This is a genomic window from Herbaspirillum sp. CAH-3, from assembly GCF_009668275.1.
GTDB lineage: Bacteria > Pseudomonadota > Gammaproteobacteria > Burkholderiales > Burkholderiaceae_D > Herbaspirillum > Herbaspirillum aquaticum.
Map to the genome: position 1 here is coordinate 119481 of NZ_VSWE01000011.1, position 24344 is coordinate 143824.

Annotated in this window: 16 protein-coding genes and 1 tRNA gene; 10 read left to right on the forward strand and 7 right to left on the reverse strand. The window is 62.5% G+C overall.

The genetic code is table 11. From position 1 onward, the window contains the following. Window positions 1-464: 464 nt before the first annotated feature. The 3 genes from FYB76_RS15505 to FYB76_RS15515 form a co-directional block, all read right to left on the reverse strand. Window positions 465-1745, reverse strand: coding sequence for a TRAP transporter large permease (locus FYB76_RS15505; protein WP_154134220.1), 1281 nt, complete (start codon window positions 1743-1745; stop codon window positions 465-467). Continuing rightward, a complete protein-coding gene (locus FYB76_RS15510; protein ID WP_039790095.1) occupies window positions 1742-2302 on the reverse strand; it encodes a TRAP transporter small permease in 561 nt (186 codons plus the stop codon). The genes FYB76_RS15505 and FYB76_RS15510 overlap by 4 nt, the downstream gene beginning before the upstream one ends. A 128-nt stretch (window positions 2303-2430) precedes the next feature. Next, entirely contained in the window at window positions 2431-3447 is a 1017-nt protein-coding gene (locus FYB76_RS15515; RefSeq protein ID WP_088754662.1) for a TRAP transporter substrate-binding protein, read from the reverse strand. A 208-nt stretch (window positions 3448-3655) separates the two neighbouring features. Between FYB76_RS15515 and FYB76_RS15520 the strand changes: the two genes are divergently transcribed. The 3 genes from FYB76_RS15520 to FYB76_RS15530 are packed head-to-tail and all read left to right on the forward strand — an operon-like array spanning window position 3656 to window position 7210. After that, complete coding sequence (locus FYB76_RS15520; RefSeq protein WP_088754661.1) at window positions 3656-5683, forward strand: PAS domain S-box protein; 2028 nt, start codon at window positions 3656-3658, stop codon at window positions 5681-5683. Between the two features lie 41 nt (window positions 5684-5724). Continuing rightward, window positions 5725-6315, forward strand: a complete 591-nt coding sequence (locus FYB76_RS15525) for a response regulator transcription factor (RefSeq protein WP_145607661.1) — start codon at window positions 5725-5727, stop codon at window positions 6313-6315. A gap of 4 nt (window positions 6316-6319) precedes the next feature. After that, the gene (locus FYB76_RS15530) at window positions 6320-7210 is read left to right on the forward strand and encodes an AEC family transporter (protein WP_088754659.1); all 891 of its coding nucleotides are present in this window, start codon (window positions 6320-6322) and stop codon (window positions 7208-7210) included. Window positions 7211-7246: 36 nt separating this feature from the next. On the opposite strand, the gene FYB76_RS15535 is transcribed toward FYB76_RS15530, so the two are convergent. Both FYB76_RS15535 and queG read right to left on the reverse strand, forming a co-directional pair. Next, on the reverse strand, window positions 7247-9670 hold the full coding sequence (locus tag FYB76_RS15535) for a penicillin acylase family protein (RefSeq protein WP_154134221.1): 2424 nt from the start codon (window positions 9668-9670) through the stop codon (window positions 7247-7249). Between the two features lie 26 nt (window positions 9671-9696). Further along, on the reverse strand, window positions 9697-10881 hold the full coding sequence (gene queG, locus FYB76_RS15540; RefSeq protein ID WP_154134222.1) for a tRNA epoxyqueuosine(34) reductase QueG: 1185 nt from the start codon (window positions 10879-10881) through the stop codon (window positions 9697-9699). 67 nt (window positions 10882-10948) lie between these two features. On the opposite strand from queG, the gene tsaE reads away from it, so the two are divergent. Then, window positions 10949-11434 (forward strand): tRNA (adenosine(37)-N6)-threonylcarbamoyltransferase complex ATPase subunit type 1 TsaE, encoded by a 486-nt coding sequence (tsaE, locus tag FYB76_RS15545; RefSeq protein WP_039790104.1) that lies wholly within the window; start codon window positions 10949-10951, stop codon window positions 11432-11434. Beyond that, a complete protein-coding gene (locus FYB76_RS15550; RefSeq protein WP_088754656.1) occupies window positions 11398-12759 on the forward strand; it encodes an N-acetylmuramoyl-L-alanine amidase in 1362 nt (453 codons plus the stop codon). The genes tsaE and FYB76_RS15550 overlap by 37 nt, the downstream gene beginning before the upstream one ends. Window positions 12760-12856: 97 nt before the next feature. On the opposite strand, the gene FYB76_RS15555 is transcribed toward FYB76_RS15550, so the two are convergent. Next, complete coding sequence (locus FYB76_RS15555; RefSeq protein ID WP_088754655.1) at window positions 12857-13519, reverse strand: VTT domain-containing protein; 663 nt, start codon at window positions 13517-13519, stop codon at window positions 12857-12859. A gap of 518 nt (window positions 13520-14037) precedes the next feature. Here FYB76_RS15555 and FYB76_RS15560 point away from each other — a divergent pair. From FYB76_RS15560 to FYB76_RS15580, 5 genes are all read left to right on the forward strand, one after another. Continuing rightward, window positions 14038-17040, forward strand: a complete 3003-nt coding sequence (locus tag FYB76_RS15560; RefSeq protein ID WP_154134223.1) for a bifunctional diguanylate cyclase/phosphodiesterase — start codon at window positions 14038-14040, stop codon at window positions 17038-17040. A 553-nt stretch (window positions 17041-17593) separates the two neighbouring features. Then, window positions 17594-19567: a methyl-accepting chemotaxis protein gene (locus FYB76_RS15565; protein WP_088754653.1), complete on the forward strand. Its 1974-nt coding sequence runs from the start codon at window positions 17594-17596 to the stop codon at window positions 19565-19567. Between the two features lie 153 nt (window positions 19568-19720). Then, window positions 19721-21652 carry a DNA mismatch repair endonuclease MutL gene (gene mutL / locus FYB76_RS15570; RefSeq protein WP_154134224.1) on the forward strand — a complete coding sequence of 644 codons (1932 nt, stop codon included), beginning with the start codon at window positions 19721-19723 and terminating at the stop codon, window positions 21650-21652. A 10-nt stretch (window positions 21653-21662) separates the two neighbouring features. Continuing rightward, window positions 21663-22619, forward strand: coding sequence for a tRNA (adenosine(37)-N6)-dimethylallyltransferase MiaA (gene miaA / locus FYB76_RS15575; RefSeq protein ID WP_154134225.1), 957 nt, complete (start codon window positions 21663-21665; stop codon window positions 22617-22619). A 93-nt stretch (window positions 22620-22712) separates the two neighbouring features. Then, window positions 22713-22789 (forward strand) — tRNA-Met (locus tag FYB76_RS15580). A 149-nt stretch (window positions 22790-22938) separates the two neighbouring features. Here the strand turns inward: FYB76_RS15580 and FYB76_RS15585 are convergent. Next, complete coding sequence (locus tag FYB76_RS15585; protein ID WP_154134226.1) at window positions 22939-24003, reverse strand: HNH endonuclease; 1065 nt, start codon at window positions 24001-24003, stop codon at window positions 22939-22941. Window positions 24004-24344: the final 341 nt, after the last annotated feature.

The following is a 24344-nucleotide window of genomic DNA, read 5'->3' on the forward strand; positions in this document are numbered from 1 at the left end:
TACGTGCCATCACCACCGCGCGGCACAAAGAAAAAAGGCGCATCCGCGGATGCGCCTTCAAAATACTCCAGATGCATTCCCGACCGTTTGAACGGTTTCAATCGAATGCACGTCTCCTCAGTTTCCCGGTATCGATACCGTTTGTTATGCACCACCCGCTTTGTATTCGGTGCTGCCTCGCCACGCCCGGACCGATGTGTCGGAAGGGTCGCCGCCAAGGCAAGTACATCAACAACTCACTAGAAAAACTTCTCTGCGAAACTCGATTGCCGGGACGGCAAATGCACGGTGCCGATTCAGCAAAGCCCGCACTTTAGCAGCACTTCGTGCCGTTTCAAAGCACTTTTTCAGGGCACAACCAACATACTTTTTGGCAACTTGACTGACATCTGATGAAATCGGCACCGGCCTGGTGCAAGCCGGGTGGCGGTGCCGATTTCATCGTCTCACGTGCTGGTTGCCGATCAGTTGTAGATCAGGTTCGGCAGCCACAGCGACAGCGCCGGCCAGTAGGTCACCAGCGCCAGGAAACCGAGCATGGTCAGCAGCCACGGCATGACCGCAATGGTCAGCTCGGTGATGCCCATCTTGGTGATGCCCGAGGCCACGTACAGGTTCAGGCCCACTGGCGGGTGGCACATGCCCACTTCCATGTTGACCACGATGAGGATGCCGAAGTGTACCGGGTCGATGCCCAGCTTCATCGCCACCGGGAACAGGATCGGCGCCAGGATCAGCACGATCGACGACGGCTCCATCACGTTACCGGCCAGCAGCAGCAGGATGTTGACTACCAGCAGGAAGGTGATCGGTCCCAGTCCCGAATCGGTGATCCACGCCGCCATCGTTTGCGGGATGTTTTCGCTGGTCACCAGGAAGGAGAACAGCACCGCATTGGTGATGATGTAGAGCAGCATGGCCGACATCGACGCCGAATCCAGCAGCACCTTGGGCACTTGCTTCAGGCTCAGGTCCTTGTAGACGAAGACGGCGATGAAGAAGGCATACACCGCCGCCATGGCTGCGGCTTCGGTGGGCGTGAAGACACCGGAGTAGATCCCGCCCATGACGATGACGATCAGGAACAGGCCCCAGCCGCTCTTGCGGAAGGCCGCCAGACGCTCAGCCCAGGTTGCCTTCTTCAAACGCGGGTAGTTGTTCTTGCGCGCCAGGAACCAGGTGGTCAGGCCCAACAGGAAGGCCAGCAGCAAACCCGGCACCACGCCCGCCATGAACAGCTTGCCCACCGACGTATTGGTGGAGACCGAATACATCACCATCACGATGGAAGGCGGGATCAGGATGCCCAGTGCCCCGGAGGTCGTGATCACACCCGCGCCGAAGCGGTTCGGGAAACCCTGCTTGACCATCGCCGGCAGGATGATGGAACCGATGGCCACCACGGTGGCCGGCGAGGACCCCGAGACCGCCGCAAACAGCGCGCAGGCCAGCACCCCGGCCAGCGCCAGGCCGCCATGCCAGTGGCCGACCATGGAGGTGGCGAAGTTGATCATGCGCCGCGCCACACCGCCATGGGTCAAGAAGTTGCCGGCCAGGATGAAGAACGGGATCGCCATGATCTCGAACTTCTCGATGCCCGTGAACAGCTTCAGCGCCACCGACTGGATCGGCACTTCGGTCATCGTGAACAGGAAAGTCAGGACAGTCAGGCCCAGCGAGATCGAGATGGGCATCCCGGTCAGCATCAGCCCGAACAGCAAGACGAAAATGATCAGTGCATTCATGCTTTACCTCCGCTGGTTTCTTCGTCCAGACCTTCCACGTGGGCATGGTCATGCTTGGGCAATTCGCCGGTCCGGTGGAAATTCCACGCGACCTGGAGGAAACGGAAGCACATCAGGTAAGACCCCAGCGGCACGGCCAGGTAGACGATCCACATCGGCAGTTCCAGCACTTCGGAGGTGCTGTCGTGCTGTGCGATGTCGTAGACGAACTCGGCACCGAAAGTCCCGACGATGCCGGTAAAGAGCGCGCCGGCAAACAGGCCGAAGAGCACGAACTTGTTGCGCCACGGCGTGTTCATGCGGTTGATGAGCACATCGACGCCGACGTGGATGCCGGTGCGCACGCCGTAAGCGGCGCCGAACTTGGCCATCCACACGAACATGAAGATGCACAGCTCCTGGGCCCAGCTCATGTTGATCTGGATGAGCTGGTCCTGCAGCCAGGGAATATCCAGGCCCGAGGCGTAGCGGTGTACCACCGCCACGAAAATGATGAAGGTGGCCGCGGCCATGAGGAACGCGATCAGCCACTCTTCCAGGTGGTCGAGTAACTTCATGAAGTCTCCTTGCGCCAGCAGGCCGATACCATCGTGGTATCAGCCCATGACATTGCTTGTTAGGATTGTTCTTCTCTGCAATGCGCCCGCTTCATTGCGAAGGCGGGCGCCCGTTGAAGCAACGGGATTTACTTCTGGCCCAGTGCCGCCGATTCCTTGTTGACGGCGTCGATGAGCTCCTTGCCGATGCGGCTTGCCATCTGCTGCTGTACCGGCAGCAGAGCCTTGCGCCACTCCGCCTTCTGGGCATCGGTCAGGCGGTAGACGGTGGTCTTGCCGGTCTTTTCGACGGCGGCCAGAGCCGCATCGTTTTCCTGCTGGGCGATGGCGTTGGCGTACTTGGTGGCATCCTTCATGGCGCCCTCGAGCTGGGTGCGCACGTCGGACGGCAGGCCGTCCCAGAACTTCTTGTTGACGATCACCGCATAGCCCAGGTAGCCGTGGTTGGAGACGGTGACGTGCTTCTGCACTTCATGCATCTTCTGGGTGTACAGGTTCGAAGGCGGATTCTCGGTGCCATCGACCACGCCGGTCTGCAGCGCCTGGTAGACCTCGGAGAAGGCCAGCACCTGCGGGTTGGCACCCAGTGCGCGCATCTGGGCATCGAGCACCTTGGAGGACTGGATGCGCATCTTCAGGCCACGGAAGTCCGACGGCTGATGCAGCGGCTTGTTGGCCGACATCACCTTGAAACCGTTGTCCCAGTAGGCCAGGCCGGTAATGCCCTTGGGCTCCAGCTTCTTGAACAAATCCTTGCCGATCGGGCCTTCGGTCACCCGGTACAGCACGTCCTTGCTGGGGAAGATGTAAGGCAGGTCGAACACCTCGAACTCCTTCACGCCCAGCGGACCGAACTTGGCCAGCGACGGGGCCAGCATCTGCACGGCACCCAGTTGCAGGGCTTCCAGTTCTTCCTTGTCCTTGTACAGGGTGCTGTTGGGATAGACCTCGACCTTCACGCGACCCTTGGTGGCCTTCTCGGCCAGTTCCTTGAAACGCTCGGCGGCCTTGCCCTTGGGCGTGTCGTTGGCCACCACGTGGCTGAACTTGATGATGATGGGCTGTTGCGCGAAGGCGCTGGCAACCAGGCCGGCATTGACGACAGTCGCCGCAGCCAGCGCAAAGACGATGGACTTCAGTTTCACGCTTGTCTCCCCAATGAGATGGAAATGATTTAGTTAGTATTATTTTTGAACTAAGGCCGGTCTTGGCGGGGACCGGATTGTGCTGGCGAATTTTGCGCGGCCTCACCAAACGGGGGCAAGTGTGGAAAACCACAATGCCCCCGCAGCCCCCTTCCCGCCGCGCGGGAAGCTGGCGCAAGCCTTTGGGCGCAGCTACACTGGCGGCGTCATGAAAACCGTCCCGCCGCCCCCGATCGCTCCCCAGCCCGATGCCGCCTCGCAGCTGCAGGCCTCGGGCCGCAAGACCACCATGCGCTGGCTGATTCCCTTCCTGCTGGTGTGCCTGTTCCTGGCCACGCTGATCTGGCTGCCGCGCCAGGCCCAGCAGATGGAAGCCAGCGAACGGCTGGAGCAACTGATCGCCGATTCGCTCTGGGTGGAACAGGCGATCCGCTTCCAGTTGAGCCGCGATGACGAAAGCATGCGCATCATCGGCCGCGAGATCATCAGCGGCCGCCTGCACCAGGACCATTTCCGCAGCCGCTTGAATGCCCTGCTGCGCAACAACCGCGAGTTCTATCGCGTGACCTGGTTCAATGCGGAGGGCCATCCGGTGGCCTCCACCGACGACCTTCCGATCAGCCGCAAGGATCTCTCGCAACCCTCGCTGATGACGGCAGAACGCGCGCGCCAACTGCGCCGTCCGCTCTACAGCCCGCCGGCCATCCCGCCCGGCATCGCCGAGCCGATGCTGATGGATTATCACGTGCCCCTGTTCCATGACAATCACTACATCGGCAGCCTGGTGGCCAGCTATGCGGTGGCGCGCATCCTCAACGAGATGGTGCCGTGGTGGTTTGCCCAGGACAATGAGATCTCGCTCACCGATACCGATGACAACGTGGTGGCGCGCCGTACCTCGGGCGGGCCGGGCCTGAATGTCTACACCCATCGCCGCGAACTGGAGCTGCCGGGCTTGACGCTGGTGCTGCATACCAACAGCACCAAGAGCGCGCCCAAGCTGCTGCCCAACCTGCTGGTGGGCTCGGTGATCGTGCTCTCGCTGGGCCTGCTGTGGAGCCTGTGGGCGCTGTGGCGCGACATCAACCGGCGCACCAAGGCCGAGAAGGCCCTGCTCAATGAAGCCGTGTTCCGCGCCGCGATGGAAAACTCGCTGGTCACCGGCATGCGTGCACGTGACCTGCAGGGCCGCATCACCTACGTCAATCCGGCCTTCTGCAAGATGGTCGGGTACGCCGCGCAGGAACTGGTGGGCCGGATCCCGCCCATGCCCTACTGGGCGCCGGAAGCCATGGATGAATACCAGGAGCGCTTCTCCAACGTGCTGGCCGGACGCGTCACCCCGCAGTTCGAGACCATCTTCCAGCGCCGCGACGGCGAACGCTTCCCGGTGCTGATCTTCGAATCGCCGCTGGTGGACCAGGATGGCAAGCAGACCGGGTGGATGGGTTCCATCCTCGACATTTCCGAACGCAAGCGCGCCGAAGACCTCAACCGCACCCAGGAAGAAAAACTGCAGGCCAGCGCCCGCCTGGCCAGCATGGGCGAGATCGCCTCGACCCTGGCGCACGAGCTGAACCAGCCGCTGGCGGCCATCTCCAGCTATACCACCGGGGCGCTGAACATGATGCAGCAGGGCCAGGCCGATCCCAAGGCGCTGCAGCCGGCGCTGGAAAAGATCCACACCCAGGCCCAGCGCGCCGGCCACGTGATCCGCAGCGTGCACCAGTTCGTCAAGAAGCGCGAACCGGCGCGCCAGCGGCTGCAGATCCGGCAGCTGGTGGACAACGTGGCCCCGCTCATCGAACTGCAGGCGCAGCAGTTTTTCGTGGTGCTGCAATGGCAGGTACCCAAGTCGCTGCCACCGGTGCTGGGCGACCAGGTGCTGCTGGAGCAGGTGATCCTGAACCTGACCCGCAACGGCATCCAGGCCATGGCCGCCGTGCCCTCCGCGCGCCGCATCCTGCGGGTGACCGCCGAGCTGGTCCGCAACGACGATGGTGCAGAATCGGTCACGGTTTCGGTGATCGACCAGGGGCACGGGATTGCCGAGGAAGTGGCGGCGCGCCTGTTTTCTCCCTTCTTCTCGACCAAGGCCGAGGGCATGGGCATGGGCTTGAACATCTGCCGCACCACCATCGAATTCCACGGCGGCACGCTCACTTACACCGATAACCCGGCAGGCGGTACAATCTTCCGGTTTTCGCTGCCCGCCCAAAGCGGGCAGCCACAATAACGAGACGCCCCTCCCACACTGGATTCCCGCCCCGCATACCGATGCTGCACATAGTCGACGACGAAGAAATCATCCGCGATTCGCTGACCTGGCTGGCGCGCTCGCGCAACATCGCCGCCATCGGCTATGAAAGTGGCGCCGCCGTGCTGGGCGCGCTGGCCCATGCCACGGGCATCGATGCCGAAGGCGAGTGCCTGCTGCTGGATGTGCGCATGCCCGGCACCAGCGGCGTGGCGCTGTTCAATGAACTCAAGACCAAGGGCCTGCTGCACCGGCGTCCGGTGATCTTCCTCACCGGTCACGGTGATGTACCGATGGCGGTGGACATGTTGAAGAACGGTGCCTTCGATTTCTTCGAGAAGCCCTTCAACGACAACCAGCTGATGGACCGCGTGCTGGAAGCACTGGAGGTCTCGCGTGCGGGCGGTGCCGAGGATGCCGTGCAGAGCCGCCTGGCGGCGCTCTCCGCGCGCGAGCGCGAAGTGCTGGACCTGATCCTGGCCGGCAAGATGAACAAGGTCATCGCCGATGAACTGGGCATCAGCATGCGCACCGTGGAAGTCCATCGCGCCCACATCTTCGACAAGATGAACGTCAAGACTGCCGTCGAACTGGCGCGCCTGCTGAAGTAAGCACGTGGAGATCCTCAACCTCCTGCTGCCGGACTTCAGCCTCATTGCGCTGGGCCTGCTGATCCATCGCATTTCCAACTGGGGCGAAGAATTCTGGGCCGGCATGGAAAAGCTGGTCTATTTCATCCTCTTCCCTGCGCTGCTGTTCTATTCGACGGCGCGCCTGAAGGTCGATCTCTCGGTCACCGGCGGCATGGTGCAGACGGGCGTTGCGGCACTGCTGGTGGGCATCGCGCTGACCTGGCTGGGCAAACCCTTGCTGCGCGCCACGCCCATGACCTATGAGTCGGGCATGCAATGCGCCTTTCGCTTCAATTCCTATATCGCCCTGGCACTGGCTACCCGCATGGCGGGCGAAGAAGGTGCCGGCCTGATGGCCATCCTGCTGGGCTTTGGCGTCCCCCTGTGCAATATCGCGGCCGTCCATGCGCTGGCGGCAAAAAATAGCAACCTGCTGCGCGAGCTGGCCCGCAACCCCTTGCTGGTGGCCACTGCTGGCGGGTTGACGTTTTCTGCACTGGGGCTGCAGTTGCCGGAAGTGGCCAGCGTGGTGCTCTCGCGCCTGGGCGCGGCCTCCATTGCGCTGGGCCTGCTGATGGTCGGGGCCGGACTGCGCTTGTCGGGCTTGAAAGAGAGCAAGCCGGTGGTGGCCTGGTTCATCGTCATCAAGCTCGTTGCGGTGCCGCTGGCCGCTTACCTGATCGGCATGCTGCTGCAACTGCCACCGCTGCAGTGGCGCATCGTGGTGCTGTTCTGCAGCTTGCCCACGGCTTCCAGCGCCTACATCCTGGCTGCGCGCATGGGTGGCAACGGGCCCTTCACGGCCTTCCTCATTTCATTCGGGACCCTGCTCTCGGCATTGACCATCCCGCTCTGGCTGGCGCTGGTGCATTGATCACGACGCACCAGGCCAGCCCTGCAGCTCAGCGGCTCAGCGCACCGGCTGCACCACGATGCGGTGCTCGGTGACTTTCTCGATGGCCCCGCGTGAATACAGCAGCGGGAAATACTCACCCTTCAACCACTTGGCGGCCAGGTCGCGATAGTGCGGACTGTCGGGGTCACCCGACTGGCCCGGGGCATTGACGGCCCAGGAATTGTCCCAGCGGCCCACATCCACCACCACGCGGAAGGAGGGTCCGTTGGTCTGGCGAAAATCATTGACGCGATAGGTCGACTGGTTGGGCGTATAAGCACCGCCGTGCTTGGGCATGGGGCCGACGTTGAGCTTCTTGCGGGTCGCCTCATCCACCACGTCGGCCAAGGGATGCGCCATCAGGTTGTGGTGCAGCTTGCCCCATTGCCACTGCGACGGATCAGCGCCTTGCAGTTTGACCAGTTCGGCCCAGGCAGCACCGAGGCTGGAGAGCAGCACCTGATCGCGCCGGGTGCGTGCCTGCGCAGCATCGGCGCCGAAGGCGGGTACCGGATTTTCCAGCGTATCGAGCAGCACTGCCGTATCGGGAGCCCCCATGGCATCGGCAGCGGCCTTGGGCAGCACGGCTTCCTTGAAGGCCTTGCCGAGATGGCGCGAGAGCCAGACTTCGTACAGCGCCGGCTGGGCCGACTCGCTGCGTTCGACATAATCCCACTGGCCCAGCATGGCCAGCGCAGCACCGGTGTTGGCGTCATCCGAGGACAAGGGCTTGAGCAAGGCGGCCAGGCGGCGTGCGGGGATGGCCAGGTCATCGTTCTGCAGCCGCATGGAATCCTGCAGCGAGACTTTGGGCAAGCTGCCCAGCACTTCGCTGATGCGGGTGAAGCGCGAGTTGTTGGTCCACTCGAAACCGAGCTTGCGCTCCCGGTAAGGGTAATCGGCAGGAAGATTCATCTGGTTCGCGGAGGCAAACCAGCCCTGCGCCGGATTGTAGGACGAGGGCAGCTGGTCGCCGCGCCAGAAGCCGGACCATTCATATCGCCCGTCACCGGGCACCGGCAACAGCCCGTCCCAGTTGGGCCGCTTCGGTGCCAGCCCGCCCGGCACCCAGCCGATGTTGCCCTTGGTGTCGGCATAGACCTGGTTCTCGGTCGGCGCGCCCCAGTTCAGCATGGATTGCTTGAAGTCCCTGAAATTGCGCGTGCGCATGTAGGCGATGCTGCCGAAGTAAGGCGACATGCCCGGCTCCAGCCAGCCCGACCGTACCGCGTAGGCCAGGTGTTTAGCCTGATCGACATGGATCACCGGACCATGGCGCGTGAAACTCAGATCGGCCACGGCGGGCGCGCCGTTCTTGATGCGCACCGGTTCATGCAGCACGCGCATCGATTCCCACTGGCCCTGATAGCGGTATTGCTGCGGATTGTCGGGATTGAGCTGGTAGACGTAGAGGTCTTCCTGGTCGATGTTGAAGATGGTCAAGCCGAAGGCGATGCTGCCGTTGTGGCCGATGGAAATGCCCGGCAGCGCCGGTTCGCCGGCACCGATGACGTTCATCCCTGGTGCGCTCAGGTGCGCAATGTAGCGCAGCGACGGCGCCGAATAAGCGCGATGCGGATCGTTGGCCATGATGGCGCGGCCGGTGGCCGATTTCGACGGGGCAATGACCCAGTTGTTGCTGCCCTCCATGGTCTCTTCCGGATTGGCGGCCGGATCGATGCGCACCAGCTGGGGGTCGCCTGCAGTGGTAGCGGCGTTCAGGCTCTCTTTGGTAATCCGCACGCCCTGTGTGGCCAGCGTGAAGACCTGCAGCAGGTCCTTCGGCAGGCAGAGGTCCAGGCCCTCGGGCATCCCGGCGGTCCAGGGCGGCGTCAGGCCGGAGCGGATTTCATCGGATTTCAGGTCGGCCGCGCACGCCACCTTGGCGCGCGCCACTTCGCTTTGCAGGTTGCGTGTGAGACCGTGACTGCGGATGCGCACCACATCCTCAGCCTGCCATTTGGCGGGGAGATAGCCCAGCTGGCGGAATTCATAAGGCAGTTTTTCCTGATGCAGGGAGACGTAATCGATATAGGCATTGATGCCCTCCACGAACGCCTGCGCCACGCTTTCCGCACCGGAACCATAGGCGGCCCATTCGCGCCGCATGTCGCCACGGTAGAGGAACAGCCGGGTCGCACGATCCTGGGCCAGGTAAGCGGGACCGAACACTTCGGAGAGCTGGCCCAGTCCGCGCCGGCGCCACAGGTCGATCTGGAACAGGCGGTCACGCGCGGCATTGAAGCCCTGCATGAAGAAGGCATCGCGCTCGCTGGCGGCATAGATGTGGGGCACGCCCCAGCGGTCGATGAGGATCTCGGCGCGCTGCTGCAGGCCGGGGATGGCGATCTTTTCGCTCGATGCGGGCTGGGCACTGGCCGCCAGCGGCAGGCTCGCGGCCAGTGCGGCTGCCAGCAGGGCGCGGGTCAGTCTGGGCATGGGTGTCTCCTCCTTGTTGGGAGGGGTCACTCTACTCCATCTGCTCCCGCGACTCCATGGACTCCATGACGGGCCAGCGCCCAGGCCACATGCTCGGCCACCAGCGCTGACGGATGATCCAGGCGCCCCTGCAAGGCCGCCACGATGGCGGCATCGCCCCGGTGTGAGGGGGTATCGGCGGCATTGCCCAGCCCGACGGCCAGGTTGCGCAGCCAGCGTTCATGGCCGATGCGGCGGATCGCGCTGCCTTCGGTGTTCTTCAGGAAGACCTCTTCACTCCAGCCGAACAGCTCGACCAGGCTCGCGCTGTCGAGGCCATGGCGCGGATCGAAGTCCGGCAGGCTGGCACGCTGGGCGAACTTGTTCCACGGGCAGTAAAGCTGGCAGTCGTCGCAGCCATAGATGCGGTTGCCGATCAGCGGGCGCAGGTCTTCCGGGATGCTGCCCTTGAGCTCGATGGTGAGATAGGAAATGCAGCGTCGCGCATCCAGTTCATAAGGGGCAACGATGGCCCCGGTCGGGCAGGCCGTGATGCAGGCGCTGCACTGGCCACAGTGCGAGCTGACCGGGTCGTCCACCGGCAGCGGCAGGTCGGTCAGCATCTCGCCCAGGAAGAACATCGAGCCAGCCTCACGATGCAGCAGCAGCGTATGCTTGCCGCGCCAGCCCAGTCCGGCCTTTTCAGCCAGGGCCACTTCCATGACCGGGGCCGAATCAGTGAAGACGCGGTAGCCGAAGGCGCCAATGCGGCCTTCGATGCGGGTGGCCAGCTGCTGCAGGCGGGCGCGCAGGACCTTGTGGTAATCGCGTCCGCGCGCATAGATCGAGACCTGGGCGGCGGCCGGATCGGCGCTGCGCGCCTCTTCGCGGGCGCGCCAGTCGGGCTGGTCGGGCTGATCCGGGTCAGCGGCGGCCGGCAGGTAGGGCATGCGCACGCTCACCACGCGCACCGTGCCGGGCACCAGTTCGGCCGGCCGTGCCCGTTTCAGGCCGTGGCTTGCCATATAATCCATCTCGCCGTGGTAACCCTTGTCCAGCCAGGCCTGGAAGCCCGCCTCGCGGTGCGACAGGTCGACATCGGCGATGCGCACCTCGGCAAACCCCAGTTCCCGGCCCCAGGCCTTGATGGCGGCCGCCAGCGCCGCGAGACCGGCGGGATCGGCGATGGCAGTGCTCCCGGCCGGATCGGCTGGCGTGGGGTGAATGGACATGAACGCTTGAACCTTCAGACTAGAACCTTGTAACGAACCATCCCGGATGACCCAGAACAGCATGAGCATGCAGCGACTCCACCTCCACCTGCCCGACGAAGCCGCCACCGCCCGCCTGGGCGCCGACCTGGCGCAGGTGCTGGCTCCCGGCCTGGCGATCTACCTGCATGGCGACCTCGGGGCCGGCAAAACCGCGCTCACCCGCGCCCTGCTGCATGCGGCGGGCTACCAGGGGCGAGTCAAGAGCCCGACTTACACGCTGGCGGAGCCTTATGAAGTTTCCTTCGCAGGCCGCATGGTAACAGTCATCCACTTCGATCTGTACCGCATGGCCAGCCCGGAAGAATTCCTCGATGCCGGTTTTCGTGAACATTTCAACGAAAACTCCGTCTGTATCGTCGAATGGCCTGAAAAGGGCGATCCGGTGTTGCCGCCACCGGACATACACGTCAACCTGTCGCTTGCAGGGGACGGTCGTGATGTAGAATTGCGTGCGTTGTCCGACAAGGGTCATCAATGCCTCGCTCGACTGAAATTCGCTCCCAACCTGTGAAGTCCAAAACCCGCCGCACCATCATCAAAGCCGGCGGCGCGCTGTTCGTCTCCGTCGTCACTCCCCTGCCCGCCCTGGCTTCGCAAATCCTGGCCGTGCGTGTCTGGCCGTCCGAGGACTACACCCGCGTCACGCTGGAAAACGACAGCGACCTCAAGGTCACCCACTTCGTGGTCAAGAACCCGGAGCGCCTGGTGGTGGACATCGAGGGCATCGACCTCAATAGCACCCTGAAGGACCTGGTCGCCAAGATCCAGCCCAACGATCCCTACATCAAGCAGGTGCGCGTGGGCCAGAACCGGCCCAGCGTCGTGCGCCTGGTGTTTGATCTCAAGGATGAGATCAAGCCGCAGGTCTTCACCCTGGCCCCAGTGGGCGAATACAAATACCGCTTCGTCATCGACCTGTACCCGGCCGCGCCGCAGGATCCGATCGCCGCCCTCATCCAGAAGGGCGAGTGGAACAAGGAAAACCCGGCCACCCCGCCGCTGGCGCAGGCCCCGGTCGCTCCGCCCAAACCCGATCCGGCCCCGCTGGCCGAGATCAAGCCGCAGCCGGAAGACAAGACCGAGCGCAACCCCAAGGTGGTGCCGGACGAACCGCGCATGCAGCTGACCCGCATGATCACCATCGCGCTGGACCCCGGTCACGGCGGCGAAGACCCGGGCGCCACCGGCGCGCGCGGCAACCGCGAGAAGGATGTGGTGCTGTCCATCGCCAAGCGCCTCAAACGCAAGATCGAGCAATACCCCAACATGCGCGTCATGCTCACCCGTGACGCCGACTTCTTCGTCCCCCTGGGCCAGCGCGTGGTCAAGGCGCGCAAGGTGCAGGCCGACCTGTTCGTGTCGATCCATGCGGATGCCTTCGTGCAGCCGACCGCACGCGGCTCCTCGGTGTTCGCCCTGTCGGAAAAGGGCGCCAGCTCCACCGCCGCACGCTGGCTGGCCAACAAGGAAAACTCGGCCGACCTGATCGGCGGGGTCAACATCAAGACCCATGACCGCCAGCTGGCCAGCGTCCTGCTGGACCTGTCGACCACGGCGCAGATCAACGACAGCCTGCGCGTGGGCAATGCGGTGCTGAAGGAAATCGGTGGCATCAACAAGCTGCACAAGGGCGCGGTGGAGCAGGCCGGCTTTGCCGTGTTGAAGGCGCCGGACATCCCCAGCATCCTGATCGAGACCGCCTTCATCTCCAATCCGGAAGAAGAAGCCAAGCTCACCGACGAGCGCTACCAGGAGCAGATGGCCGATGCCATCCTGACCGGCATCCGCAATTACTTCGCCAAGAACCCGCCGCTGGCCAAGAATCGCCTGACCTGAAACGCGGCCCTGCCCTGGCCGACGGACAACAAAAAACCCGGTACTGCTGTCGCAGGCCGGTTTTTTTGTCGGGTGCGTCCCGCGCGGGACGCGCAGGTCAGGCGTTGCTGACCTTGCGCTTGCTGCGCAGCTTGCGCCACACCTGCCACAGCGCGCCCAGCACGATGGGGATCACGGCACCGACCAGGCCGATCAGGACCAGGGTATTGAGGTTCTCCCGCACCAGCGGGATATTGCCGAACAGGTAGCCCAGCACCACCAGGCCGACTACCCAGAGGAAGGCGCCCAGCACGTTGAACAGCTGGAAGCGGGCGAAACTCATGGCCGACACGCCGGCGATGAAGGGCGCAAAGGTGCGCACGATGGGGGTGAAGCGGGCGATCACGATGGTCTTGCCACCGTGTTTCTCGTAGAAGCTGTGGGTCTTGCGCAGGGCTTCGGGATTGAGCCAGCGGTAGTTGTGGGTGTAGACACGCTGTCCGACCCAGCCGCCGATCCAGTAATTGAGGGTGTTGCCGGCCACCGCCGCCACCACCAGCAGGCCCATCAGCAACCAGATGTCCATGGCACCCATGGCACAGAAGGCGCCGGCGATGAACAGCAGCGAATCCCCCGGCAGGAAAGGCAGGACCACCAGCCCCGTTTCACAGAAAACGATCAGGAACAACACCGCATAGATGAGCGTGCCGTACTGCTCGATCAGGACACCCAGGTATTTGTCCACGTGCACCAGCACGTCCAGCAACTGCAGATAATCCATAAAGCCCAATCGTTGGTGATTCATCAAGGCCGGGGCTTCCCATCGCCGCACGGCCGGATATTTCCCATGTGCAATGCCGGTCAGGAAACATCGTGCAGGCAACGCTCGCTTGCGCACCTGCGCAGGCATCATACAACACTCACCCCCGCCGGACTCAAGAAGCCTTGCGGACGGTCGATAAAATCCTCGGGAGAAACATGCTGCGCCGGGATCCTCACACAAGCTCGCAAGCCTGTTGCTGCGGGCCCGTAGGGGATGCACCAGAACGCACAACCGAAAGGATTTGGCATATGATCAAAGTCAGGTTCATTCAGTCTTCCCGTGCCAGATATGCATGATGAGGCAGGTCATGCGCCTTCCCGGGCCGGGGCTGCACGCCGCAAGGCAGGCAATCCGGCGGTTCTGGGGCTGGCAACAGGGAAGCAACCGGGAAGAAACGGGGAACCCGGGCAATCGCAACTCCGCACTGCATGAGGCAAGACGCGCCAGGCGTCATTACCGGCCAGAGGGGGCGCTGTATGGGGAGCCAGGAGTCATTCGTGGGCCAGTTCGATCACTCGTCGCAGCCGCACGGGGTGCAGGGAGATTTCCAGCGCCTGCGCGAGGAGGAACGCGAGGCGCTGCTGGGCGCCTTGTGGCGTTCCATGGCCATCCTCGAATTCGCCGCCGACGGCACCATCCTCGATGCCAACGACAATTTCCTTGCCATGCTGGGCTACCAGCGCCCGGAAGTCGTGGGCCAGCATCACCGCATGCTGTGTGACCCGATGTATGTCGAGACCGAGGATTACCAGCGTTTCTGGCAGCACCTGCGCCAGGGCGAGGTGATCTCCGGCACCCTGCAGCGGCGCCGCGTGGATGGCACCATCGTCTGGCTGGAAGCGATCTGCAGCCCCATCCTCGATGCCGCTGGCCAGTTGCAGAAGGTGATTTCGGTAGCCGCAGACATCAGCTCCCATATCGACGATTCGCGCCACAGCAACAATGTGCTGAGCGCCCTGAACCGCTCGCTCGGGGTGGTCGAACTCTCGCCCGACGGCAAGATCCTGGCGGCCAACCGCAATTACCTCAAGACCATGGAATACATCGCCGAGGACCTGATCGGCCAGCCGCACAGCACCCTGTGCTCGGACGATTACGCCGATAGCGAGCAATACGCGGCCTTCTGGCGCGATGTCTGCAATGGCCGCTTCTTCTCGGGACGCTTCCCGCGCCGTACCCGCAGCGGCCGCACCATCTGGTGGGAAGCCACCTACTCGCCCCTGCTCAACCAGCAAGGGAAAGCCGAGCGGGTAATCTGCATCGGCAATGACGTCACTTACCGCGTCACCCGCGAGAAGAGCGACCGCGAACACCTGCACCTGCTCTCGCTGGGCATCAACGAGACCGACAACGCGGTGCTCATCACCGATGAGCAGAACCGCATCGTCTTCCACAACACCGGTTTCACCCGCATGCTGGGCTTCCAGAGCCAGCAGTCCATCGGCAAGCTGCCGCGCGAACTGTTTGCCAGCCACCCTACCTTCGTCAAGTCGATCGAGCGCTGCCATGGCGAACTGCTGCAGGGACACAGCTTCCACACCGAGGAACTGATCTACGACCTGCACGAGCAGCCGGTGTGGATTTCGGCGGTGGTCAATCCCATCATGGACCCCACCGGAAAGCTCATCAATGCGGTCTGCGTGATGACCGACATCACCAACACCAAGGTCCACGAGGTATTGCAGTACCGGGTGCTCAATGCCATGGCGCGCGACTCGTCGCTGGGCGAGCAGATGAACCTGCTGTGCGAAGAAGTGGAGCGGGTTGCGCCCGAGGTGATTGCCTCGGTCCTGCGCGTGGACGAACAGGGCCGGCTGCACACCCTGGCCGCGCCCAGCCTGCCGGAAGCCTACACGCGCGCCATCGAGGGCATACAGATCGGCCCGCTGGTAGGCTCCTGCGGCAGCGCCGCCTATACCGGCCAGAGCGTGGTCTCGGAGGACATCGCCACCGATCCGCATTGGGCCGACTACAAGGAACTGGCCTTGAGCCACGGCCTGCATGCCTGCTGGTCGACCCCGATCAAGTCGGCCGACGGCAAGGTCATCGGCACCTTCGGTTTCTACTATCGCCAGCCGCGCCCGCCCAGCGCCTTCCACCACCTGCTGGTCGATGCCGGCCTGCACCTGTGCGCGCTGGCCATCGAGCGTGAAGCCTCGCGCGCGCGCATTCATCAACTGGCCTTCTATGATTCGCTGACCGGCCTGCCCAATCGCAGCCTGCTGCTGGTGCAGGCCGGGCAGGCCATTGCGGCGGCCGAGCGCAATCGCAACACGGTGGCGGTGATGTTCATCGACCTGGATCGCTTCAAGCAGGTCAACGATTCGCTGGGCCACCAGGCCGGTGACGAATTGCTGCGCACGGTGGCCACGCGGCTGCAGTCACAGGCCCGCCGTTCGGACATCGTGGGCCGGCTCTCGGGCGACGAATTCGTGGTGGTGCTGACCCAATACGACACCGGACACCTGGGCGAAGTCGTCAAGCGCATCCAGGAACGCCTGGCCATGCCCTGCCACATCAACGGCACGCCGCTGAATCCGTCGGCCAGCATCGGTGTGGCCATCTTCCCGGACAACGGCCACGACATCGAGACCCTGCTGCATCGTGCCGACATCGCCATGTACCAGGCCAAGGCAGTCAACCGGGGGCGTTTCAGCTTCTTCAGCGAGGAGATGAACAGCCTCGCCCAGGAACGCCTGGCCCTGGAAAGCGCGCTGCGCGACGCCTTGCGGGGCGGCAGTTTCGAGCTGCATTTCCAGCCGCAGATCAACCTGCACGACCACAGCCTGCATGGCGTGGAAGCGCTGGCTCGCTGGCGCGATCCGCAGATGGGGCAGATCTCGCCGGGCCGCTTCATCCCGATTGCCGAGGAATGCGGCCTGATCGGCGAACTGGGCAAATGGGCGCTGGAAGAGGCCTGCTTCCAGCTGGCCGACTGGCGCCGGCGCGGGATCCAGGTGCCATCGGTCTCGGTGAACCTGTCGGCCACCAATTTCCATGACCTGGAACTGCCGCAATTCGTCACCGGACTGCTGCGCCGATACAGCCTGGCGCCCACCGACCTCACCCTGGAAATCACCGAGACCGTGCTCATGGATACCAATCCCAGCACCAACCAGACCATCGCCGCCGTGCATGCCCTGGGCATTCCGCTGGCCATGGATGACTTCGGCACCGGCTATTCCAGCCTGGGCTACCTGCGCAAGCTGCCGGTCTCCGAACTCAAGCTGGACCAGAGCTTCGTGCGCGACATGGCCAAGGACGAGGCGGTGAGTGCATTGACCAATGCCGTCATCCGCATCGGCGAGAGCTTGAAGCTGACCGTGGTGGCAGAAGGCGTGGAAGATGCCGACCAATACCGCCTGCTGATCAGCCAGGGCTGCGACGTCGCGCAGGGCTACTATTTTTCGCGGCCGATGTCGGCCGATCAACTGGAACACTGGGTGCGGGAGTATCGCAGCGCCGCGCCCGTGGAGTAAGGAGCATTGACGAGCATTGACGAGCATTGATGAGTATCAGTGGGCATCAATACTCATCAATGAGTATCGAGGAGTATGGAGGAGTATTGAGGGCGTAGGAGACTTGCGCGCCGGGAAAGCGCAGAGGCCGTGGAGACCGGGAATCCCATGCCAAAAAAGCACTTTCCCGCTGGAAAAACAACAGCACAGTTAGATGTGAGCGCAAACATTCGAAGTATTTTGATTCAGCGCAATACGCTGACGATATACTGACGACCTCCCCCGCAAGTACCGTGATTGCAGCGCTCAAGTTGGACCTCCTTCCAAGGCGGCCCCTGACGTTTGCGACCATATTGCGTTGCCGTATCGGCAATTCGCTGTAGAGCGCCGCCCCCCCCTGGCCTGCAGGCCGGCGGTAGGCAAGCTTAGTGCTTCAGGACTTTCCGGACGCTGGAAACAAGGAGGGCAAGCGATGGCGATTTGAATGCGCAAGCAGCAACCGCCGTCGGTCCCTGGATGGTTTTTTCCGGTATTGGCATTTCCACACCCTTATTCTTCAAGAACAACAACAGCCATGGCTAATGACTTGTCTGGTGCGCGCGGCGCATCGCTTTTCCACCGTTCGGTGGGTGCAAAACTGACTGCCATGACGGTGGCCCTGGTGGGCATCGTCTTCGTGATCGCATTGCTGCTGATCACTTACTCCGCCTCGCGCATGGTGGAATCGCGCTCGATCGAACAGATGGGCAACGATGCGCGCGGCGTGGCCAACATGGTCGGGATCTTCGACCGCTCCGTGAACAGCCAGGTGGACCGCTTCTCCACCATGTTCGACAAGGAATTCGGCAAGCTCACGCTGGATGACAGCCGCACCGTGCAGATCGGCGACCGCGCCACACCGGTACTGTCCAACGACGGCCGCGAACTGAACCTGGATTTCTCCATCCCCGACCGCTTCACTGCACGCACGGGCGTGACCGCGACCATCTTCGCCAAGACCGGCGACGACTTCGTGCGCGTGTCAACTTCCGTCAAGAAAGAAAACGGCGAACGCGCCGTCGGCACCCTGCTGGACCGCGCCCACCCCGGCTATGCGGCCCTGAAGTCCGACAAGTCCTACAGCGGCCTGGCCACGCTGTTCGGCAAGCAATACATCACCAAGTACGTGCCCATCAAGAATGACGCCGGCCAGATCATCGCCGCGCTCTACGTGGGTATCGACATCTCGGCCGACGTGAAGGCCCTGAAGGACCAGATCAAGTCGCTCAAGATCGCCGAGACCGGCAACTTCTACGCGCTCAACGGCCGTGAAGGCAAGGACCAGGGCGTGATGATTGCCGGCGCCCCGCGCGAAGGCAAGGAAGAAGGCGGCAACCTGATCGAGGCCAAGGATGCCAGCGGCGACACCTACATCAAGACCCTGGTGCAGCAGAAGGAAGGCCAGCTGCGCTACGCCGGCAGCGATGGCCGCCAGAAGATCGCGGTCTTCACCCACTATGCACCGTGGAACTGGGTCATCGTGGGCGAAGCGGCGGTCGATGAGATCACCCGCGAAGTCAATTCGATGCGCAATCTCTACATCGGCCTGGGCCTGCTGTTCCTGGCGGTGCTGGGCGCGATCCTGACGGTGATGATCAACCGCATGATCACCCGTCCGCTGGATGCGGTGTGCGATGCCGCCGACCGCATCGCCGGCGGCGACCTCACCACCCGCCTGCACGTGCACAGCAGCGACGAAATCGGCCGCCTGATGACGGCCTTCAACGGCATCAGCATGGGCCTGTCGGAAGTGGTTTCCAGCGTGCGCGCCGGTACTGAAGAAATCAACACCGCCGCCAGCGAGATCGCAGCCGGCAACCTGAATCTTTCTTCCCGCACCGAGCAACAGGCCGGCGCCCTGGAAGAAACCGCTTCGGCCATGGAAGAGCTGACCTCGACCGTGAAGCAAAACGCCGCCAACGCGGTGCAAGCCGATGAACTGGCCGGTTCGGCCTCCGAAGTCGCCAGCCACGGCGGTGACGTGGTCGGCCAGGTGGTGCAGACCATGGATGCCATCAACAGCTCCTCGCAGCGCATCGTCGACATCATCAGCGTGATCGACGGCATCGCCTTCCAGACCAACATCCTGGCCTTGAACGCGGCAGTGGAAGCGGCCCGCGCCGGTGAGCAGGGACGCGGCTTTGCAGTGGTGGCCACCGAAGTGCGCACGCTGGCCCAGCGCAGCGCCTCGGCCGCCAAGGAGATCAAGGAACTGATCGACGCCTCGGTGCAAACCGTGGCCGGCGGCGGCCAACTGGTTTCCCAGGCCGGCAACACCATGAATGACGTGGTGGCCAGCGTGCAGCGCGTCTCCACCGTCATCAGCGAAATCACCACCGCCAGCCGCGAGCAGAGCGAGGGGATCGACCAGATCAATCGGGCCATCGCCCAGATGGATGAGAGTACCCAGCAGAACGCGGCCCTGGTGGAGCAGGCCGCCGCTGCAGCACAGTCATTGCAGCAGCAGGCCGAACGCCTGGCGGCAGCGGTGAGCACCTTCCGCGTGTAAATCTGTTAAATCATTTATATAGTTTTCGGAATTTCCTGCGTGGCGATCCCCGGATTGCCCGGCAGTAAAACCTGATACTGCAAGCACGCACGAAGCCGCCTCCGGGCGGCTTCGTCGCATCCGGCCTGCGGCGCCGGCAGGTATAATCCCGCCATGAACGTACCGCACTCTTCCCCCGCTTCCGAACCGGCTGCCGCCCCCTCCCCTCGCCCCATCCAGGCCCTGCCCGATCAACTGATCTCGCAGATTGCCGCTGGCGAGGTGATCGAACGTCCGTCGGCCGTGGTCAAGGAATTGCTGGAGAACGCGCTCGATGCCGGCTCCACCCAAATCACCGTGCGCCTGGAGCAAGGCGGCGTCAAGCGCATCGCCATCACGGACAACGGACGCGGCATTCCACCGGAGCAATTGCCGCTGGCGCTGGCCCGTCATGCGACTTCCAAGATCGCCTCGCTGACCGACCTGGAGAATGTCTCCACCCTCGGTTTCCGTGGTGAAGCGCTGGCCTCGATTGCCTCGGTGGCACAACTGACGGTCACCAGCCGCACCGCCGATGCCCCGCACGCCTGGGAAATCACCGGCTCCCAATTCGGTACCGTGGCCCCGGCCTCAGGCGCACAAGGCACCACCATCGATGTACAGGACCTGTATTTCAACACCCCGGCGCGGCGCAAATTCCTCAAGTCCGAACAGACCGAATACGGCCACTGCGCCGAAGTCGTGCGACGCATTGCGCTGGCGCGTCCGGATGTCAGTTTTTCGCTCTCGCACAACGGCAAGACGGTCGATCACTGGAACGTGGGCGAGTTCGCCAAGCGCAGCGCCCATATCCTCGGCGACGACTTCGCCAATGCCCGCCTGCCGCTCGACGAGAGTGCCGGCCCGCTGCGCCTGCATGGTTTCGTGGGCCTGCCCACGGCCTCCAAGGCGCGCGCCGATGGCCAGTACTTCTACGTCAACGGCCGCTTCGTCCGTGACAAGCTGCTCACCCACGCCGTGCGTGCCGCCTACCAGGATGTGCTGCATGGCGACCGTTATCCGGCCTATGCGCTCTCGCTTACGCTGGACCCGGCGCTGGTGGATGTGAATGTGCATCCCTCCAAGATCGAAGTGCGCTTCCGCGACAGCCGCGCGGTGCACCAGTTCGTCTTCCATGCGGTATCGCGCGCGCTGGCGCAGACCTCGGCCGTGTCCTTCGGCAATCTGCCGCAGCAACAGAGCGAGAGTGCCGAGGGTGCGCCCGCTCCCGCCAGTGGCCCGAATGCCCCGCTGCCCTGGATGCGCGAACAGACACAGCAGAGTTTCTCGGCCCAGTTTGCCGAACAGCCGCGCCCCTTCTCCTTTGCCGGCAACGGCGGCTTCGGCGTACGCCAGGATCGTGCGGCCTACGGCAACATGTTCCGCAGCGAACCGGCTGCGCAGGGTGGTGCATCCACAGCCGGCGTCAACAGCGCTGCCTTCCCGTCCTCCGCGCAGCCCGCTGCAGCGCTGCCCGAGGGCGACTTCCCGCTGGGCTTTGCACTGGCACAATTGCACGGCATCTACGTGCTGGCCCAGAACAAAGCGGGCCTGGTGGTGGTGGACATGCACGCGGCGCATGAACGCATCCTCTACGAACAACTGAAGACGGCGCTCGATGGCAACGAGATGTTCGTGCAGCCGCTACTGATCCCGGTCACCTTCTATGCCGATCCGGTGGAAGTGGGCACGGTGGAAGAACATCAGGAGACGCTGTCGGCACTGGGCTTCGATATCGCCGTGATGTCCCCCACCACGCTGGCCGTGCGGGCCGTCCCGGCGCTGCTGAAGAACGCCGACGCCCAGACCCTGGCACGCGACGTCCTGCGCGACGTGCGCGAGTATGGCGGCTCCCGTGTCTTGCTGGAGCGCCGCAACGAACTGCTCGGCACCCTGGCCTGCCACACGGCCGTGCGCGCCAATCGCAGCCTGACGCTGCCGGAAATGAACGCGCTGCTGCGCCAGATGGAAGCCACCGAACGTTCCGACCAGTGCAACCATGGCCGTCCGACCTGGACGCAGATGGGCTTGTCGGATCTGGACAAGCTTTTCCTGCGTGGCCAGTAAGGAGCCCCTGATGACCCAGCGCCTGCCTTTGGCCGTGGCCATCATGGGCCCCACCGCGTCCGGCAAGACCGCTGCCGCGCTGGAGATCGCCCGCCACCTGCCCTGCGAAATCATTTCCGTCGATTCGGCCCTGGTCTATCGCGAGATGGACATCGGCACCGCCAAGCCCAGCCCGGAAGAGCTGGCGGCCGTACCGCACCACCTGATCGACATCATCGACCCGACCGAAGCCTACTCGGCCATGCAATTCCGGCAGGATGCGCTGCGCCTCACGCTGGAGATTGCAGCGCGCGGCAAGCTGCCGTTGCTGGTGGGCGGCACGATGCTGTATTTCAAGGTACTGCGCGATGGGCTCGATGAGCTGCCGCAGGCCGATCCGGCCTTGCGTGCGCAGCTGGATGAGGAAGCGGCCCGCATTGGCATGCCGGCCATGCATGCGCGCCTGGCGACGCTGGACCCGGTGACGGCTGCGCGCCTGAAACCGACCGACAGCCAGCGCATCCAGCGTGCGCTGGAGATCAGCTTGCTGACGGGGCAGCCGATGTCGTCCCTGTTGGCGCAGAAACCGCCTGAGCCGTTGCCTTTCGAGATGCTGCCGCTGGCGCTGGAACCGGCTGATCGCGCGGTGCTGCATGAGCGCATTGCGCTGCGCTTTGACCTGATGCTGCGCGGTGGCGCGCTGGAGAGAGAAGTCGCCGCCTTGCGCGCGCGTGGCGACCTGCACCTGGGCCTGCCGTCGATGCGTTGTGTGGGCTATCGCCAGATGTGGGAATACCTGGACGGCAGCATCGATGCCACCGCCCTGCGCGAAAAGGGCATTGCAGCCACGCGCCAGCTGGCCAAGCGCCAGCTGACCTGGCTGCGCTCCATGCCGGAGCGCATCAGCATCGACTGCAACCGCCCGGAGGCGACGGCCGAGGTGCTGGCACGGGTGCAGCAGGCCTTGGCGGAACGGCGCGCCGGATGAGCTGCCGGGGGCTGTGGATAAAATGAAGAAAGAAATGCGGAAAAAGTATTGACAGAAGGCGATCAGACCTCTATAGTCTCGGGCTTGCCTCCTGGTGATATAGCTCAGCTGGTTAGAGCACAGCACTCATAATGCTGGGGTCGGTGGTTCAAGTCCACCTATCACCACCAGATACCCGTCGCTGCATGTGCAATCATGCGTATGCGGCGCCGTCCGAAAAACCCGCCTCTTCGAAAGAAGGGCGGGTTTTTTGTTTTATACGTTCAGCGATATTCCCATCATTCAATCAAATCAAAAAATCAAAAATGCATATCATGACCTAGCGACGGCCTTGAGCATCTTTGACGGCAGCCTTCACCTGGTCGATGCTCAACCAACGCCTAGAGGAATGCACAACTCTATGGCAATTGGCGCAAAGAAGAGCAAGATCTTCTAGCTTGGTTTTGTCACCCTCTGTCAGCGTGTGAACCGGCTTAGTATGATGAACCTCAATGATTCCCTGCCCGACTTCGCCATATTTAATCGAGAAATCGAACCCACATGCCTCACACGCCAAACGTCCGTGAGTCTTGAGTGCAATCCTTTTTCGTTGCTCAACGAGTCCTCGTTTACGTTCGCGAACTCGATGTATTCTCGTCAGAACACGCCCCTCTTCGGCCTCCTCAATTCCAGGCTCGTCATCACCACCAAGTATCGAAGGGCTTTGTTCCACTGCAAGGCAAATCGCTTCGGCAACTCGCCGCAATCTATCAACGTCACCGGAAAATTCGCGCCATACTCGTTCTTCATCTTTGTTTCCTCGAGTCAGCCCAACCTTGCCATCCACGGTGTAGTCGGGATCGAAGCGCCTAAAATTCATTAGTTTCATATAGACGCCGTTCGCGTTACGGAATGTTCCATTGCTGCTTATTCCAAGCGCGGTTCCCATTTTATTCAAAACTTCAGACAGCTCTTTAACCTCCACACTGTCTTTACCAGGAGGTGATTTTTTATAATCAAGATACAACCGGAGAGCCAAAATCAATTCATCTCTTGACCAGGCCTGATTGCGGTGACGGGTAATGTTCTGGTCATGATCAAGAACACTGGTTCGAATACTAGCTGGCTCGCCTGAGGAAATCGAATTTTCACCTCCATTACTTGGCGCCGACAATAATCCCCATACGCCGGAACCTTTGCCGTTAACCGAGTAAAAAAGGGGCTGACCTTTGAAACCCAAGGATTCACTGGCATGCGCTTGAATTTCTCTTTGGATAATATTTTGCCAAGAGCTTGGCAAGGAACTGCCTCGAATACGTTTGATTTCCGCATAGATGTCATCATAGGGAGCCGCACCTCCCAAATTTGATAGCGCTGAAACAATATCGCTAATCCAGGTAGCCATAAATTTTGATTTTCTTGAATAGACATTTAGTCAAGTGAAAATCAATAATACACTCCATACCTAGAATTATTTCGATGCGTATCAATAGAACGACTTGGTCGGACGTCTTCGTTGAGAAAAAGTAATGCAAAGCGATTTGCTGATTGAAGGCCTAGAAATGCAAAACTAGATAGTTTTGGGTCGTATGCAGCGCCGTCCGAAAAAACTCGCCTCTTCGAAAGAAGGACGTTTTTTGATCTCACCGCGCGGTGTGTCCCCAGCGCATCTACACAGCGAAGTCCATCACCGACACAGCGCGCGAAGTGGAACGTCCGACATGCCACGACACCAACGGAAGCCTA

What these genes read in the sequence shown, in the direction of transcription:
- queG (WP_154134222.1), bottom strand. Translation starts at nt 10,881, where the DNA reads ATGTCCATTCACCCCACGCCAGCCGATCCGGCCGGGAGCACTGCCATC.
- FYB76_RS15560 (WP_154134223.1), top strand. Translation starts at nt 14,038, where the DNA reads ATGGGGAGCCAGGAGTCATTCGTGGGCCAGTTCGATCACTCGTCGCAG.
- FYB76_RS15585 (WP_154134226.1), bottom strand. Translation starts at nt 24,003, where the DNA reads ATGGCTACCTGGATTAGCGATATTGTTTCAGCGCTATCAAATTTGGGA.
- FYB76_RS15535 (WP_154134221.1), bottom strand. Translation starts at nt 9,670, where the DNA reads ATGCCCAGACTGACCCGCGCCCTGCTGGCAGCCGCACTGGCCGCGAGC.
- FYB76_RS15565 (WP_088754653.1), top strand. Translation starts at nt 17,594, where the DNA reads ATGGCTAATGACTTGTCTGGTGCGCGCGGCGCATCGCTTTTCCACCGT.
- FYB76_RS15525 (WP_145607661.1), top strand. Translation starts at nt 5,725, where the DNA reads ATGCTGCACATAGTCGACGACGAAGAAATCATCCGCGATTCGCTGACC.
- miaA (WP_154134225.1), top strand. Translation starts at nt 21,663, where the DNA reads ATGACCCAGCGCCTGCCTTTGGCCGTGGCCATCATGGGCCCCACCGCG.
- FYB76_RS15550 (WP_088754656.1), top strand. Translation starts at nt 11,398, where the DNA reads ATGCCTCGCTCGACTGAAATTCGCTCCCAACCTGTGAAGTCCAAAACC.
- FYB76_RS15520 (WP_088754661.1), top strand. Translation starts at nt 3,656, where the DNA reads ATGAAAACCGTCCCGCCGCCCCCGATCGCTCCCCAGCCCGATGCCGCC.
- tsaE (WP_039790104.1), top strand. Translation starts at nt 10,949, where the DNA reads ATGCAGCGACTCCACCTCCACCTGCCCGACGAAGCCGCCACCGCCCGC.
- FYB76_RS15505 (WP_154134220.1), bottom strand. Translation starts at nt 1,745, where the DNA reads ATGAATGCACTGATCATTTTCGTCTTGCTGTTCGGGCTGATGCTGACC.
- FYB76_RS15510 (WP_039790095.1), bottom strand. Translation starts at nt 2,302, where the DNA reads ATGAAGTTACTCGACCACCTGGAAGAGTGGCTGATCGCGTTCCTCATG.
- FYB76_RS15555 (WP_088754655.1), bottom strand. Translation starts at nt 13,519, where the DNA reads ATGGATTATCTGCAGTTGCTGGACGTGCTGGTGCACGTGGACAAATAC.
- mutL (WP_154134224.1), top strand. Translation starts at nt 19,721, where the DNA reads ATGAACGTACCGCACTCTTCCCCCGCTTCCGAACCGGCTGCCGCCCCC.